The 14515-nt window shown below is 59.3% G+C and carries 14 protein-coding genes; 8 read left to right on the top strand and 6 right to left on the bottom strand.

Going from position 1 to position 14515, the window contains the following annotated elements; genetic code table 11:
- Window positions 1-174: 174 nt before the first annotated feature.
- The 5 genes from EHF33_RS04925 to EHF33_RS04905 all read right to left on the bottom strand — a co-directional run bounded on the left by EHF33_RS04925 (window position 175) and on the right by EHF33_RS04905 (window position 4564).
- Window positions 175-555, bottom strand: coding sequence for a hypothetical protein (locus EHF33_RS04925; protein ID WP_124868408.1), 381 nt, complete (start codon window positions 553-555; stop codon window positions 175-177).
- An 86-nt stretch (window positions 556-641) separates the two neighbouring features.
- Complete coding sequence (locus EHF33_RS04920; protein WP_124868406.1) at window positions 642-2567, bottom strand: Tle-like phospholipase domain-containing protein; 1926 nt, start codon at window positions 2565-2567, stop codon at window positions 642-644.
- Window positions 2568-2641: 74 nt separating this feature from the next.
- Entirely contained in the window at window positions 2642-3043 is a 402-nt protein-coding gene (locus EHF33_RS04915; RefSeq protein ID WP_124868404.1) for a lysozyme inhibitor LprI family protein, read from the bottom strand.
- A 91-nt stretch (window positions 3044-3134) separates the two neighbouring features.
- Window positions 3135-3827 (bottom strand): hypothetical protein, encoded by a 693-nt coding sequence (locus EHF33_RS04910; protein WP_124868402.1) that lies wholly within the window; start codon window positions 3825-3827, stop codon window positions 3135-3137.
- The gene (locus EHF33_RS04905) at window positions 3827-4564 is read right to left on the bottom strand and encodes a phage holin family protein (protein WP_124868400.1); all 738 of its coding nucleotides are present in this window, start codon (window positions 4562-4564) and stop codon (window positions 3827-3829) included. The genes EHF33_RS04910 and EHF33_RS04905 overlap by 1 nt, the downstream gene beginning before the upstream one ends.
- Window positions 4565-4748: 184 nt before the next feature.
- Here EHF33_RS04905 and EHF33_RS04900 point away from each other — a divergent pair, with 184 nt between their 5' ends.
- The 7 genes from EHF33_RS04900 to EHF33_RS04870 all read left to right on the top strand — a co-directional run bounded on the left by EHF33_RS04900 (window position 4749) and on the right by EHF33_RS04870 (window position 11992).
- On the top strand, window positions 4749-5414 hold the full coding sequence (locus tag EHF33_RS04900) for a class I SAM-dependent methyltransferase (RefSeq protein ID WP_241191265.1): 666 nt from the start codon (window positions 4749-4751) through the stop codon (window positions 5412-5414).
- A gap of 169 nt (window positions 5415-5583) precedes the next feature.
- A complete protein-coding gene (locus tag EHF33_RS04895; RefSeq protein WP_420889956.1) occupies window positions 5584-6432 on the top strand; it encodes a phytoene/squalene synthase family protein in 849 nt (282 codons plus the stop codon).
- An 88-nt stretch (window positions 6433-6520) separates the two neighbouring features.
- Complete coding sequence (crtI, locus tag EHF33_RS04890) at window positions 6521-8173, top strand: phytoene desaturase family protein (RefSeq protein ID WP_124868394.1); 1653 nt, start codon at window positions 6521-6523, stop codon at window positions 8171-8173.
- Window positions 8174-8203: 30 nt separating this feature from the next.
- On the top strand, window positions 8204-8413 hold the full coding sequence (locus tag EHF33_RS04885) for a hypothetical protein (protein WP_124868392.1): 210 nt from the start codon (window positions 8204-8206) through the stop codon (window positions 8411-8413).
- Between the two features lie 610 nt (window positions 8414-9023).
- Window positions 9024-9515, top strand: coding sequence for a transcriptional regulator (locus EHF33_RS04880; protein WP_124868390.1), 492 nt, complete (start codon window positions 9024-9026; stop codon window positions 9513-9515).
- A gap of 153 nt (window positions 9516-9668) precedes the next feature.
- The gene (dxr, locus tag EHF33_RS04875) at window positions 9669-10868 is read left to right on the top strand and encodes a 1-deoxy-D-xylulose-5-phosphate reductoisomerase (RefSeq protein ID WP_124868388.1); all 1200 of its coding nucleotides are present in this window, start codon (window positions 9669-9671) and stop codon (window positions 10866-10868) included.
- On the top strand, window positions 10865-11992 hold the full coding sequence (locus tag EHF33_RS04870) for a M50 family metallopeptidase (protein WP_124868386.1): 1128 nt from the start codon (window positions 10865-10867) through the stop codon (window positions 11990-11992). The genes dxr and EHF33_RS04870 overlap by 4 nt, the downstream gene beginning before the upstream one ends.
- A gap of 152 nt (window positions 11993-12144) precedes the next feature.
- Here the strand turns inward: EHF33_RS04870 and fba are convergent, their stop codons facing one another.
- Window positions 12145-13062, bottom strand: coding sequence for a class II fructose-1,6-bisphosphate aldolase (gene fba / locus EHF33_RS04865; protein ID WP_124868384.1), 918 nt, complete (start codon window positions 13060-13062; stop codon window positions 12145-12147).
- Between the two features lie 293 nt (window positions 13063-13355).
- Here fba and EHF33_RS04860 point away from each other — a divergent pair, with 293 nt between their 5' ends.
- Window positions 13356-14513, top strand: coding sequence for an aminotransferase-like domain-containing protein (locus tag EHF33_RS04860; RefSeq protein ID WP_124872846.1), 1158 nt, complete (start codon window positions 13356-13358; stop codon window positions 14511-14513).
- The last annotated feature ends 2 nt before the right edge of the window (window positions 14514-14515 follow it).

Genomic DNA, 14515 nt, shown 5'->3' with positions numbered 1-14515 from the left:
GTTAACAGAACCACTAGTTAGCGCAGCACCAATGGATATCGCCTGAATTTTGGGTTTCGACTTGGATGCCATACTTGATATCTGCAATCTTATGAGGTATAGACAATATATCTGAGAGATTCTAAAATATCTAATCTCAAGTCAGGTATTCAGTGTCATTTGGTACTCTCTGAGCTATTTCGGATCATTGACAGTAATAGTAATGAAGGACTGATATGGTTTAATCGCCACTGAGCCGTCAAATTCTCTATTCCCCTTGACAGCGCCAACATCTATTCCAAAGGCAGGCAACGTACCGTCTTTAAGCTGGTAGAAAGCGCCGTACACCCCATAGTCTTCGCGCCAACCATCAGTGTAAGCCTTAGCATTGAGACTATTCTCGAGCTGCTGAGCCAACCATGCAGGCTCTTTTGTTGAGCCATAACAAGCCATTCCCTTCATACCCGCTTCTTTATAAAGAGGGTAGACACTGCAATCCAATATTGTAATCTTCCCCGCGAGGCTGTCTTGAACGGTCTTTTGAATTTCTTGCAGCACTAATTCTTGACTGTTCATATTTTTTCCTCCTTTAGAGGGAGCTGTTAACATCCCTATGCCCACTCCTCCCACGGCAAGAACTCCCAAGATGAGGAAGGGGCGTATCATGGTCTGCTCTCTGGATGCCAAGAGTCCCAAACAGTTGGTAATCTAAGCAAAATTTGCGCCCGCACTGCATTCGGAATTTCAACCCCTCCGTCCCGCATCTCAACGAAGGCGCTGTCTTTCAGCGGGTAAATCGGCGGGCCGAAGCCGGTCATCATCGGATGCCGGTAATCGCTTTCGGTGGTTGGAAGCTTGAGCTGCTGACCCAACTGCTTGTCAAACTCGTTCATCGGCAGGCGTGAAGTTCCTCCGAGCAGTTTGACGGCAGCGGTTCGGAAACCCGCATAGGTCTTGCTCACCTGCGGGTCTTTGGCAAGCTGCTCCACGCTCGCCAGCATGGTGTTGTAAGCGATGTTGGCTTCAAAGACGTCCTGATACAGCCCCGCTGCCCGCATGGCCTTGACCGAAGTGGTTTGGCGCTTGGCCTCGATGTTGATGCGCGGATCGTTGGCGGTGGTGTAGTTGCCCGCCGCGACCATGCCCACGTCCTGCGGGGCTTTGGCATCCAGCGTCGCCTCGTCGCGCAGGCCCGAACGCACCAAAGTCTGCTGATCGGCGTCGTGCGCTCCACGTCCGCGCAAGTAGGTGCTGAGCATCGGCGTAACGTGGCCGGAACTGGCACGGGTCAAATCCAGACTGTCGGCCTTGAGGGTAATCGGTGGGTAAGGCCCGGCGCTGCCTTTGGCCTTGCTGACGCGGTCAAAGTAAGTGATGCTGCCCGGTAAGTCGCCGTCGCCGGAGGTCGGTACCACGTCGCCGTCGATGCGGTAATGGCGGGAAGCCACGCCCTGATTGCCGTGAGCCGCGTTGTACTTGGCGACTTTGTCCACGTCTGCTTTGGCAATGGCAGGCGACTGAAAGGTCACGACTTGACGGGTCTGGGCCATGAAGCGGGTCGCCGCGATTTGGGCCAGTGCGCCGCCGAGCGAGTGCCCGGTCAGGGTCAGCGGGCCGTATTTGGCGGCGGCCCGCATATTCACGGCGATCAGGTCGGCGTTGGCATTGATCTGGTTGTAGCCGACTTGGGCAGGCGCGAGGTCACCGATAAGGGTATCGAGCGAGCCTTCAGCGCTTTTGGGATCGCGCGGCTTAAACTGGATTCCCTCGGTGCCCCGGAAGGCGACGATGGCTCCCGGCCATTTGGCTTTGCCAGGAACCGGCGTAAAGACCCGCATCTGAAAGCCCCATTTGCCCTGAATAGCCGCCCCAGCTTGGTAACCGAAATGAGTCAGGATGTCGTGCGGATTGGCTCCCCGGCGCGGTTCTTTGGTCATATCTTGCAGGCCACTGGCCGAGTCGTTGAGGTAGCTGTAGCCCACCGCCAACTGCTCCAGAAAAGCGTCATGGGTGAGCTGCGGCTCAGAAAGAGGGTCAGGAAGTAACTTGAGCAGCCGCTCTCTGGCATTGGTATCGCGGATTCGCTCGCCCAGCACGGCATAAAGGCTCTGGCCGTAGCGACTTTGATAAGCGCTCAGCACGGCGGGAAGTTGCCCTGAGGCCCGCAATTGGTTCAACATGGGTGCCAAGCCCTGAGCGCCTTCGAGTGACGAGTAACGTGGCCCCGACCAAAAGCCTTCGTCCTTGACCAATTTCCGGGTCGAACCCAGGCGCAGATCGGCGGCATTCTCTACTCCGAGGAGCAGCGTGGCGGGCGTGCCCTGCGTAGCCTCACGCTTGGTCTGCGCTTCAATAAGGTCATGGAGTTGCTGTGCGGCCTGCGCCGGAGAGCTGGCCGCACCCTTTGAGGTATTGGCCTGCCGGGCCAGTTCCTGCTGCCGCCGCAGTTCCAAGCGGTCTAAAGGCGAGCCACTTGACTCAGGCGGCTTTGAAGCTGCGGTGTGCGCGGTAGGGAGCGGCGCAGGACTGGGTATTTTTGGCAGCGCGGGCTTGGGTGTACCGTCTTGCTTTTGCTGGAAGTCGGCCATAGTTGAGTTTACCTTTGTGCCTTGCGCTCTGAAAGTGAGCTGTCAAAATCCCATGCGGCGAGCTTAGACTGAGCTTAGCGCGAGAACTCGTCCTTAAAACTTTGCAGAACCGTCAGCCGTTGTTTGGCCGCAGCGTCCATACAGTTGGTAACGCTGACATCAGCCAAACTTCCGCCTTTGTAAAAGGTCTTATAGAGCTTGCAGTCAGCTGTTCTCGTCCTGATCCATAAGTTCTCGGCAGCTTGCAGATTTTTGAGCATGTCCGTGGCTTTTTTGTCGCTCAGTGTGGCCACGAGTTGTTGATATTCTGCGTTGAGTGCCTTTTCGGATTGCTTGAGATTTTGATCGGCGCACTTCTGCATGTCGCTAATCGTTTCCGACTTGCACACGTCAGTCTGGGCGAAAGCAGGCAGACTGAGTATCAAAGTTGCGCTCAAGACTACTGGAGAGAGGAAAGACTGGGCAGTGAGTTTCATAGCCGCTCCTTATGAATAAACCGCTTGCTGTAAAGAGCGAAGCCGCCCACTTGAAGACAACAGCGGGCGGCCAGACAAGAAGAAGAAGAACTTACTTTTGCAGATTGGTTTTGGGAGCGTCGGGTGCTGACGGAGAAGTTGCAGTGGCCAGTGGCTCAGTTTTAACGTCTGTTCTGGCTTCCGAGATCACGCTGCCAAACTGATCGGCGTGGGCTTTTTCGGCGGGCACCCTAAAATCGCGCACTGGTACGTCGCGTGAGGCGTAAGCGATGTCTCTGGCGGCTTGCTGGGCGGGGGTGAGGTGCAGATTGCCGCGCTCGTCCGCGTGGGCTTTTTCGGCTGGGGCACGGAAATCGCGAATCACCACTTCTTTGCTGGCTTTAGGCGCTTTAGGAGCTTTGCCCGCGTCTCCAGCTTGCTTGGTCAGGTTTTGGGCCAACTCCTCCAGCTTGGGCGCGATCACCCGGTCTTGCAGCAGCTTGAAGGCCAGCGTGCCGAGGGTTGCCAGTAGCGCTCCGCCAATGCTCGACGCCGGGCCTTTATGGCGGGCTTGGGCTTTTTCAAAGGCCTTGCGCTCTTTTTTGGAGAGCGTGTCGTCCACATAGATTTTCTTGGTCTTGCTGAACGAGCGCCCCAGCACCAAACCCAGCACCGCGCCGACGCCGGTGGCGATGCCCAGCATCTTCAGCGGCTCTTTTTGCATCTGCACTTGCAAGCTGGCCTGCTGGCCGAGCCGGTCGACCGAATCTTGCAGCCGCATCCGGGCTTCTTCGCGCTGGGTCATCAGTAACCTTCCTTTTTCATGTCGTCCTTGTAAGTGGGTTCAGTGCTGACGCTGATTCCGGCGGGAGCCGACTTGCTCTTGTCCGGCACATGCGGGCCCGCATCGTCGTTGCCGTGCTTCTGGTGCTGGGGATTATGGGCAACGGTACTGGACTGGGCGCTGTTGCGCTCGGCAATGCTGCCCTCGCCTGCATTTTTGCCGGCGGCCAGCGGGGCAGTCGGCACGATGTCTTCTTTGCCACCTCTGACGCCTTCCACTTTGGCTGCGCCGTGTAAATGCACTTCTTGCACGCGGCCCACTTGCTGGCCCTGCGGCACGCTGGCGCGGCCGGCCACGATGGTGTCGTCGTCACGGAGTTCGCCTGCCTGCTGGGTGTACGGCGTTTTGAGGTCGTAGCTCTCAGCGGTTTCGTCGTCCTTAACTTTGGCCGAGAGCCTGCCCAGCCCGATGACCACCAACAAGCCCGCCATGCCGAAGCTGGCCAGTGCGATAAACAGTGCGGCGGCCCAAGCCCCCAGCCCCAAGCGCATCAAGCCGTAAAACAGCGCCAGAATAATAAAAATGAGGCCCAAGGTCAGCGGCGCAGTGGCCGCCAGCAGCAGCACCACCCCAATGCCCTTTGCTTTGACCACGTCCGTGGCCCGCTTGGTCAGCACGCCCGCTTCGGTCTTGATTAAATTCACTGCGGCGTCAAAGACATCTATCAATGACCCGCCGAGACCTTTGTTCTGTTCCATGTTTACATCCTCCGTGCCAATGTTGATTTTGGTGCACCGACTTCAGCGTCACTTCAAATGCCGAGTTGGGTTCAGTCTGAAGGTGCAGCGCCCCCCGCCATCATCTGCCTAGCATAATGGCAGTATGTCTGGCTCTGGGCAACTTGAACAAAGCGTCATTGAAGGAACCGTAAACTTCTCGTCTGTGGGGAGCGCTGCGGCCCGCCCCATTTCACCGTCTGCTCGCACGCCGGCGCAGCGCAGCAACATGCTGGATCTCACCGCCCGGGGGTACGCGCTGTGGCGTGCCCACTCGCTGAGTCTGCTCACTGGCGGCCCGCTGCCGCTGAGCCGTGAGGCCGAGTATTTCCTGTCGCTGTGCCGCCCACAAGCGGGGCAGCACTGGCTTGATGTGGGCACCAGCGCCGGATTTTACGCTGGGGTGTTGGCCCGCGCCGGAGCCGAGGTGCTGGCCTGCGACATCAGCCCCGCCATGCTGCGTGAAGCGGCCAGACGTGAGCCGGACTCGCGCATTCAGTACGCTCTCCTCAACGCCGAGCACACTGGCCTGCCCGCCGAGAGTCTTGACGGTGTGAGCATCGGCGCGACCCTCAACGAAACGGCGTGTCCCCAGCAGATGTTCGCCGAAGCCCAGCGCCTGCTGCGTCCCGGTGGCCAGTTGTGGGTGATGGCTTTGGGGCGCGACGGCACTGCCAAGCAGGCGCTGCTGAGTCGGCTGGGCGGCCTGAGTTTCCCTGACGAGGCCCAGCTCGACGCCTGGCTGCCACAGATGCGCTGCGTGGACGGCTGGCGGCGCTCGAATGTGCTGTTTCGGCACTGGATCAAGCCAAATGGACAAGGCGACGTTTAAGGCTGTAAGCGTGAGCAAGTCTGTAAGCATAGGCGCTCTTTGCCGCCGGACTTTGCCTCTAGACTGCTCACCTAAGGAGGGGGACGTGAGAGAAGGCCTCAGCAGCGGCTGGACATCCAGTGGACGGACATCCAATGAACTTAGCAGCGCCTTAGAGCACTGCCGGACGCTGACCCGTCACCATTCCAAAACGTTTTACTTCGGTTCGCGTTTTTTTCCTTTGTCTCAGCGCCAAGCGGTCTGGGCGGTTTACGCTGCTTGCCGCCAGGGTGATGACATTGTCGACGAACCGGGCGGCGGCCCGGCGGTGCTGGAAGAATGGTGGGACGCCACACGCACTGCGCTGAGCGGCTCGGGTTTTTCTGCTCAGCACGCCCACCCGGTCGGCAAGGCGCTCCGCTGGGCCGCCTCGCAATACACCATTCCTGCCGAGGCCTTCTATGAGCTGTTTTTGGGCCTGCAAATGGACTTGAAGATGGACGCCAGCGGCCAACCGTGCGCCGACTTTGCCGACCTTGAACTGTATTGCCGCCGGGTCGCGGGCGTCATCGGTTTTATGATCGCGCCGATTTGCGGGTACAGCGGTGGAGAACGCACGCTCGACTATGCGCTGCGGCTGGGCCAGGCCATGCAGCTCACCAACATCTTGCGCGATGTGGGCGAAGACCTCGAGCGGGGCCGGGTGTATTTGCCGCAAACCTTGCTCGACGAGTACGGTGTGACCCGCGCCATGCTGGAAGCTGGGCAAGTCACCCCGCCTTACCGCGCCTTGATGCGCTTCCTGACCCAGCAGGCGCGGGCGTGGTACACCGAAGGCCGCGCTGGGCTGCCGTACTTGCACGGCTCAGGCCGCTTGGCGGTGACGGCCGCCGCCCGCGCTTACGAAGGCATTTTGGCCGACTTGGAAGCCAACGACTACGATAATTTCAGCCGCCGCGCCCATGTCAGCGGCCCGCGCAAACTGTTGATGCTGCCCGGCGCGTGGTGGGAAGTCAAATCGCAGCCCAAACTTGCCTAAGCCACTGGTTTTTTCTAACTTCTCCCACATACTCTGGCGGCCCAGCTTTCAACTGTGCTGACGGCCCACACGCCAGAAAGGAACTCCTATGTCCATTCCGACTTCTGCCCATTCCATCACGACTGCGCCTTCCCGCGAAGCGTTCAGCTCCCGACGCAAAACTGCTTTGATTATTGGCAGCGGCATCGGCGGGCTAAGCCTCGGCATCCGCCTTCAGAGCCTCGGCTTCGACACGACCATTTTGGAGCGTATGGACGCTCCCGGCGGACGGGCTTATCAGCGCCGGGTCAACGGCTACGTCTTCGACATGGGGCCGACGGTGATTACTGTGCCTCACTTTATCGAGGAACTGTTCGCCCTTGAGCGTGACCGCGCTCACCTGTCTGAGCCGGACTTTCCCAACGAAAACAGCGCCGAGCCGCCTTCGCACGACCACACCGCCAGATACGTCAAGCTGGTGCCGATTTCACCGTTTTACCGGATCTATTTCGACGACGGGACTTTCTTTGATTATGACGGCGACCCGGTACATACTCGCGAGCAAATCGAAACGCTGGCTCCCGAAGACCTGAGCGGCTACGAGCAATTTCAGCGCGACGCCAGAGCCATCTTTGAGCGCGGCTTTCTGGAACTCGGGTACACCCACTTCGGTGACATGCCCACCATGCTCAAGGTGGTGCCGGATCTGATGAAACTCGACGCTGTTCGCAGCCTGTTTTCATTCGTCCAGAAATACTTCAAGAACCCCAAGATGCAGCAGGTCTTTTCCTTTGAAACTCTGCTGATCGGCGGCAATCCACTGAGTGTGCCCGCCATCTACGCCATGATTCACTTTGTCGAAAAGACCTGGGGCATTCATTACGCGGTGGGCGGCACCGGCGCTTTGGTGCGCGGGATGGTGAAAAAGTTCGAGGAACTCGGCGGCACGCTGCGCTGCGAGGCGGGTGTCGGCGAAATCCTGACCGCCAAAGAAGGCCGGAAAACGGTGGCGCGTGGCGTGAAGTTGGAAGGCAGCGGCGAAGAACTCCACAGCGACATCGTAGTCAGTAACGGTGACTGGGCCAACACCTATCTCAAGCGGCTCGACAGCAAGGCCCGCAAGATCAACTCGGATACCCGCGTCAAGCTCGCGCCGCAGAGCATGAGCTTGCTGGTGATCTATTTCGGCTTCCGCGACGACCCCGCCCGCCCGCTGAGTTTGCGCCACCACAACATCATTCTGGGGCCGCGCTACGAAGAACTGCTGCGCGAAATCTTCGGGCAAAAGGTGCTGGGCAAGGATTTCAGTCAGTACCTGCACGTGCCTACCCTGACCGACCCCGATCTGGCCCCGGCAGGCCACCACGCCGCCTATACGCTGGTGCCGGTGCCGAACAACGCCAGCGGAATCGATTGGGCGACGCAGGGCCCGCGCCTCGTGGACAAGGTGCTGGAAATGCTCGACGAGCGCGGCTACATCCCCAACCTGATGGGCCGCCTGACCCACCTCGACTACGTGACGCCGGACTACTTCGAGCAGACCCTCGACAGCTATCAGGGCAACGCTTTTGGCCTTGAGCCGCTGCTGGTTCAGTCGGCCTTTTTCCGGCCCCATAACCGCTCCGAAGACGTGACCCATCTCTATTTGGTCGGTGCCAGCGCCCAGCCCGGCGCGGGTACGCCCAGCGTGATGATGTCGGCCAAGATGACGGCCCGCTTGATCGCTGATGATTTTGGTATTCATCCGTCCATCGCTGATTGAACCTTGGACGACTTACTCGGGTCATAGGTCGTGAAACGCTTTTTAATCAGGTTGCTGCTGTCTGTTGTTGTTCTGTGGGGTTTTACCGCCTTGATCAAAAGCCAGATCACCCCTCAAGCTTCGCAAGAGATGCAAACGCTTGAAAGACTGACTCGGGACTTCTATCAACCCGGTAAGATAGAAGTCTATCAAACGAGCTGGAATGTGAATCACACCAAGCTGTGCGGCTCGCTCGATTAAAAAGCGAAAGAGGCAGCACGGTTCAACCCCGAGTCGCAACAGGTCTTCAGAGACTCTTTTACTCCGTATGTTTCTCTTGCATGGAGGAGGATGAGGGGTGGGATGAAGAACAAAGTCCTACTCAATATTCACGACGCCGTGAATTTGAAGCGCAACCGCAAGGCCGTATTCTTCGTCACTGAGGACAAGAGAAATGTCTTCGCAACGGATAGAAAAAGCTGGAGTTTTTGTTCCTTTCGGTTGGCTCAATCTCTCACCTTACCGGAACCGGTCAAGGGAAGAATATTCAAGTTCTCTTGGTAGAGGCAGTCTCTTCAGCGGCTTCCGAGCTGATCTGAACTGGGATGCACACCTCAACATTCAGGTTTGCATGAAGGCCGAGAGGAAAATACGCTGGAGACAAGTGTCGGCTGGGCGCGGCCCCAGCAAGCCCTTGACCAAAAAGAGTTGGGCTTTATCTCACCAGTCTCAAACGGTTTTGTGTAAAAATAACAGAGTTGCGCCCAGCTCAAAAAACTGATGGCAGGACATTTGAAGTACACCTTATTGAGCGACGCACTGAACCCATTTGGAGAACCACACTATAGCGCACCTTGCCTCTGGAGGCTCAATGTTTAACCCACCTACCGTCGAAGACCTGCAAGAAACCCGCCGCGCCAACGAAAAACTGGTGCTGGCTGCGCTGGACAGCAAACCAGAGTGGGTCGAGACGGAACTCGCCAAAACCACCAGCTTGGCGCTCTCGCACCTACGTGCGGCGCTGGCCAGCTTGCTCGACCAAGGCCGGGTGCGCCGCTTGCCCGGTACCGGTACCCGCGCCGTGTACGGTCTGGCCGATCCGGGCCTCGCCGACGTGCCCGCCACCCCGCTGACGGCGGACGCCAAGAAAATCCGCGACTACCTCGAAGGCCGCGCCGACAGCGCCCTGCACATGGCCGATCAGCTCCGCATGACCCGCGAAGACATCATGGTGGCCCTGAGCTTGCTCAACGCCCACAAGCAGATCACCTGCACCTTTGTCGGCAGTCTGGTGGTCTTCCGCCTGCGCGAGGCTCAGGCCCTGATCGACCAAAAAGACAACAAGAAAAAGCAAGTGGCCTAAAGCCTCCTGCGCTTTCCTGAGCGGCTCTCCCCATCTGGGCGGGCCGCTTTTTTTGGCTGAGGAGCAATGCCGAGACGCCCCCTTTGCGGATAGGCGGCCTTTCGTCACATCCGCGCCCATCCAGACCCGGCAAATGCGGCAGACTGAGCGGCAATGCGTTTAACTCTCCTCGGCTCAACTGGTTCTATCGGCACGCAAACGCTGGACGTGGCCCGTGAACGCGGCGACACGCTGGTGGCGCTGGCAGCGGGTAAAAACCTTGACCTCCTCGAAGCCCAAGTCCGCGAATTTCGCCCCGCTCTGGTCAGCGTAGATGAAGCGGTGCTCAGCGAAGCCAGACAGCGCTTCGGTTCGCTCGCCCGCGTGATCGCCGACGAACGCGAAGTGGCTGTCCAAACGGCGGAGGTCTGTGTCAATGCCATGAGCGGCCTCAAAGGCCTTGCGCCCACCCGCGCCGCGCTGGAAGCGGGCAGGGCGGTGGCGCTGGCGACCAAAGAAGCCATGGTGATCAGCCACCACCTGATCTGGGAAGCGGCCGAGCGCGGTGGCGGGCGGATCGTGCCGGTGGACTCCGAACACACCGGCATTTATCAAGCGCTGGCGGGCGAAAACATGGACGACGTCGCCGAGCTGATTCTCACGGCCTCGGGCGGCCCGTTTCGGCAAGGCCCCGCTGACCTGAACCAGGTCACTCCGGCGCAGGCCCTCAAACACCCGTCGTGGAGCATGGGCCGCAAAATCACCATCGATTCGGCCACTCTCTTTAACAAGGGGCTCGAAGTCATGGAAGCCGCCAGCTTGTACGGCGTGAATGTGGAAAAGGTGGGCGTGCTGGTGCATCCGCAGAGCATCGTTCACGCGCTGGTGCGCTTTTGCGACGGCAGCCTCAAGGCCCAGCTCGGCCCCACCGACATGCGCCTGTCCATCGCCTACGCCATCGACGCCGCTCCCACAGGGATGCGCGGCCCCGGCGACGTGCGCGGGGCGCGGCGCAGGGGAGAGGTCGCGGGTCACCTCGGCTTTCACCTGAATGGCCAACTCGAATTTGCCGACCCTGACTTGGAGCGCTTTCCCTGTCTGGCACTGGCTTACCGGGCGGGTGTGGCGGGCGGCTTACTTCCCACTGCCCTCAACGCCGCCGACGAAGTGGCGGTGGAGGCCTTTTTGAGTGGTCAGCTCAGCTTTTTGGGGATCGCCCGCGTTCTCGAAACTGTGCTGGACGAAACCCCCAATGGAACACTGACTTGGGACACCCTCGCCGAAACCGATGCTTGGGCGCGGCGGCGAACCGGCGAACTCATTCACGCTGGAACACTGAACAACCGAACACTGAAACCAGAGGTCAACCTATGAATTTCTTGCAAGGCATTGCCTCGGCCCTCACGCCCGCCGGACTGATCTGGACGCTGCTGATCATCACGGTCGCCACCTTCTTGCACGAGCTGGCGCACTACGCCCTCGCCCGCTGGCAAGGCGTCAAGGTCAATTCGTTTTCTATCGGCATGGGGCCGGTGCTGGTCAAGCAGATGTGGCGCGGCACCGAGTGGCGGCTGAGCTTGCTGCCCATCGGCGGCTACGTGGAAATCGACGGCATGGCCCCTGATCTAGAGGACGGCACGGCCCGTGCGCCGACGCGGGGATTTGCGGCGCTCAGTCCGCTCGGCAAAATCGCGGTGTTGCTGGCCGGGCCGGTCATGAATTTGCTGGTGGCGTTTTTGATCATCACTGCCACCCTCAGCGCCAACGGCCTGACTACCCCGATCGAGAGTCAAATCACTATTTCGCAGGTTCTGCCCAACTCGAAGGCTGAGGAGCTGGGCCTCAAAGCGGGCGACACCATCACTGCTATTGACGGCTCAGCCTTGCCGCAAAGCTACCGTGAGGCCGGCCAAGATAAACCCGGCTGGCAGCGCCTCGCCTCGGTGCTGGGCGTCAGCGGAGCGCACCGCCTGACTATCGAGCGCAGTGGGCAGACTTTGCAGGTGCCGTTTGACTGGACGGCCAAAGTCGGCGGCGTGCAGCAAAAGCTGGGCGTGGCGTATGGGCCGGGCCAAAAGGTCACGCCGCTGAGCTTGCCTGGGGCCGCCGTACAGTCCGGCAAAGTGCTGGTGGGTGCTGTGCCGCAGGTACTGAACGCCTTCAAGAACTTGTTCGTCCGCTTCTTTACTCTCAACCTTAAAACCGATGAAGGCGTGGTCGGGCCAGTTGGCACCGTGCAGGTGGTGTCGCAAGCGGCCAGTCTCGGCGGATGGACGCTGCTGGGCATCGCGGCGGCGATCAATCTCAGCCTCGGTTTTTTCAACTTGCTGCCGATTCCGGGTTTAGACGGTGGCCGCATTTTGCTGGTCTTGGTCGGCGTGCTGCGGGGCCGTCCCCTGACCTTCGCGCAGGAGCAGGCGGTGACGGTGGCAGGCTTTGGGCTGGTTATGCTGCTGACGGCATTCGTATTGGTGCGCGATTTGGCACGCTTTTTCTGAGCAGTTGATGCTCGGCCGACAGTTCAACTCACCAGAAATCCGTGTGCCGGGAGAAACATTCCTCGCACGCGGATTTTCGTAAGTGGCCCTGAAAAGACTTCCAATAAAAAAGGCCGTCCCCGAAGAGACGGCCTTCATGTTTCAGCGCTGGCTTAAGCTTTGCCGACGCTGCCCAGCACCCGCATTTTGTGCTCGATGACTTGGCTCATCACTTCGCGGGCGGGGCCAAAGATTTTGCGGGGATCGAATTCTTTGGGGTTGGCGTGCAGCACTTCTCTAATGCCCACCGTGCTGGCGAGGCGCAAATCGGTGTCCACATTGACCTTGGCGATGCCGTGCTGGCAGGCTTGGCGCAAATCGTCGTCGTCGATGCCCGCCGCTTCACCGATGTCGCCGCCCGCTGCCCGGAAACGCGCAATGATGTCGGCTGGCACGCCACTGGAGCCGTGCGCCACCAAAGGAATGCTGGTCATCTCTCCGATTTTGGCAATGCGGGCCTGATCGATGTAGGGGCGGCCTTTGCCTTTGAAAGCCCCGTGCGAAGTGCCGATGGCAATGGCGAGGTAATCGGTGCCTGTCTGCTCGATGAACTGCACCGCTTCTTCAGGATCGGTCAGGAAGGCGTCTTTTTCGTCCACGATGATGTTTTCTTCGATGCCGCCGAGCCTGCCGAGTTCGGATTCCACCGAGATTCCCATGGCGTGCGCGGCTTCCACGACGCGGCGGGTTTCGGCCACGTTGTCTTCAAAGTTGTGGTGCGAGGCGTCGATCATCACCGAGGTAAAGCCCATCCGAATGGCGTTGAGGGCGCTGGCGTAGCTGCTGCCGTGATCGAGGTGCAGGGCCACCGGCACGCTGGCGCGGTTGGCGAGGTCTTTGACGATGTTGGCCAAATCTTGCCCGCCGTACTTGATGGCCCCTTCGCTCATCTGCACGATCACCGGCGAGCGCAGCTTCTCGGCAGTGTGAATAATCGCTTGGGTGATTTCCATGTTGTTGGTGTTGAACGCGCCGACGCCGTATTTGCCAGCGCGGGCGGGCACCAAGATAGCTGAACCGGTAACGAGCATGTGTGTTTCCTCCTGAAAGAAAGCGGGGGGGTGAGCCAAAGGTTGCGCCCAACACCATAGCAAGTGCGGCGCTTGAGGTTGGCGAGTGATATAGGCGGCCCCACCCGCCGGGCTATGCGAGATAACCGGAAGCAGGCAAGCACGGCGGCTTGGCCTTCTCAGGCGGCAGGGGAGTACCATGCAGCATGACGACTCTTGATACTCCAGCCAGCGATCAAGCGCAGCAACAAACCAAGGCCGCCCTCTGGAACGACGCTTTTTGGAAGTCGCGTTTGAGTGACCGCGCCCAGAGCATGACCGCCAGCGCCATCCGCGAAATTCTGAAAATCACCCAGGAACCCAGCGTGATTTCGTTCGCGGGCGGCCTCCCCGCACCGGAGCTGTTTCCGATGGAAGCCATCAAGCGGGCCTTTGACACGGTGATGGAAAAGTACGGCCCCGCTTCGATGCAGTATTCCACCACCGAAGGCCACCTGCCGCTGCGCGAGTGGATCGCTGGGCAGCAGGGTGTTCCCGCCGACCGGGTGCAGATCATGACTGGCAGCCAGCAGGGTCTGGATTTGCTCGGCAAAGTGCTGATCTCCGAGGGCGACGTGGTGCTGGTCGAGAGCCCGACCTATCTGGGGGCCTTGCAGAGCTTTCAGCCGTATCTGCCGCGCTACGTGGAAATGCCCACAGACGAGCACGGCATCGATATAGACGCGCTTGAGGCCCTGCTCAAAACAACCAAGGCCAAGCTGCTCTACGCCGTGCCGAATTTCCAAAACCCAACGGGCCGCAGCCTCAGCCTGGAGCGCCGCGAACGCCTCGTCGAACTGACCAATCAGCACGGCGTCATCGTGATTGAAGACGATCCTTACGGCAAACTGCGCTTTACCGGCGTAGAATTGCCGAGTTTGTACCACATTGCGCTACGCAATGCAGGCGGCGATCATGATAAAGTCAACGTCATTTATTCGTCGAGCTTTTCCAAGACGTTGGTGCCGGGTCTGCGCGACGCTTGGGTGCAGGCGTCCATGCCGATCATTCAAAAGCTGATTCAGGCCAAACAGGGCGCCGATCTTCATACGCCGACCCTCAATCAAATGATCGTGGCCGAGTTGGTTGAAGATACCTTGCCCAAGCAAATTGAAATCGTCAAAAAAGCGTACGGCGAACGGGCCAAGTATATGCTTTCGCAAATCGGTCAGCATTTTCCGGAGGGCGCACACTACACCGTACCGGAAGGTGGGATGTTTTTGTGGATAACATTGCCTGAAAGCGTCAACACGGTCACTTTGCTGAGTGAGGCGGTCAAGCGCAAAGTCGCCTACGTGCCGGGCAGCCCCTTCTTTGCCCTCGGCGGTGGCGAAAACACCTTGCGTCTGAGCTATTCCAGCGCCAACCCTGAGCAGATTGAGCGCGGCATGAAAGCGCTGGGCGAGACTTTCGCGGAAGCGCTATCGAAATAAAA

This window comes from Deinococcus psychrotolerans (assembly GCF_003860465.1).
Classification (GTDB): domain Bacteria; phylum Deinococcota; class Deinococci; order Deinococcales; family Deinococcaceae; genus Deinococcus; species Deinococcus psychrotolerans.
This window is presented reverse-complemented; position numbering and strand designations above follow the sequence as displayed.

Excerpts from the sequence above, each read along its gene's own strand:
- EHF33_RS04925 (WP_124868408.1), bottom strand. The coding sequence starts at position 555 with ATGAACAGTCAAGAATTAGTGCTGCAAGAAATTCAAAAGACCGTTCAA.
- EHF33_RS04915 (WP_124868404.1), bottom strand. The coding sequence starts at position 3,043 with ATGAAACTCACTGCCCAGTCTTTCCTCTCTCCAGTAGTCTTGAGCGCA.
- EHF33_RS04860 (WP_124872846.1), top strand. The coding sequence starts at position 13,356 with ATGACCGCCAGCGCCATCCGCGAAATTCTGAAAATCACCCAGGAACCC.
- EHF33_RS04870 (WP_124868386.1), top strand. The coding sequence starts at position 10,865 with ATGAATTTCTTGCAAGGCATTGCCTCGGCCCTCACGCCCGCCGGACTG.
- dxr (WP_124868388.1), top strand. The coding sequence starts at position 9,669 with ATGCGTTTAACTCTCCTCGGCTCAACTGGTTCTATCGGCACGCAAACG.
- fba (WP_124868384.1), bottom strand. The coding sequence starts at position 13,062 with ATGCTCGTTACCGGTTCAGCTATCTTGGTGCCCGCCCGCGCTGGCAAA.
- crtI (WP_124868394.1), top strand. The coding sequence starts at position 6,521 with ATGTCCATTCCGACTTCTGCCCATTCCATCACGACTGCGCCTTCCCGC.
- EHF33_RS04920 (WP_124868406.1), bottom strand. The coding sequence starts at position 2,567 with ATGGCCGACTTCCAGCAAAAGCAAGACGGTACACCCAAGCCCGCGCTG.
- EHF33_RS04910 (WP_124868402.1), bottom strand. The coding sequence starts at position 3,827 with ATGACCCAGCGCGAAGAAGCCCGGATGCGGCTGCAAGATTCGGTCGAC.
- EHF33_RS04880 (WP_124868390.1), top strand. The coding sequence starts at position 9,024 with ATGTTTAACCCACCTACCGTCGAAGACCTGCAAGAAACCCGCCGCGCC.
- EHF33_RS04905 (WP_124868400.1), bottom strand. The coding sequence starts at position 4,564 with ATGGAACAGAACAAAGGTCTCGGCGGGTCATTGATAGATGTCTTTGAC.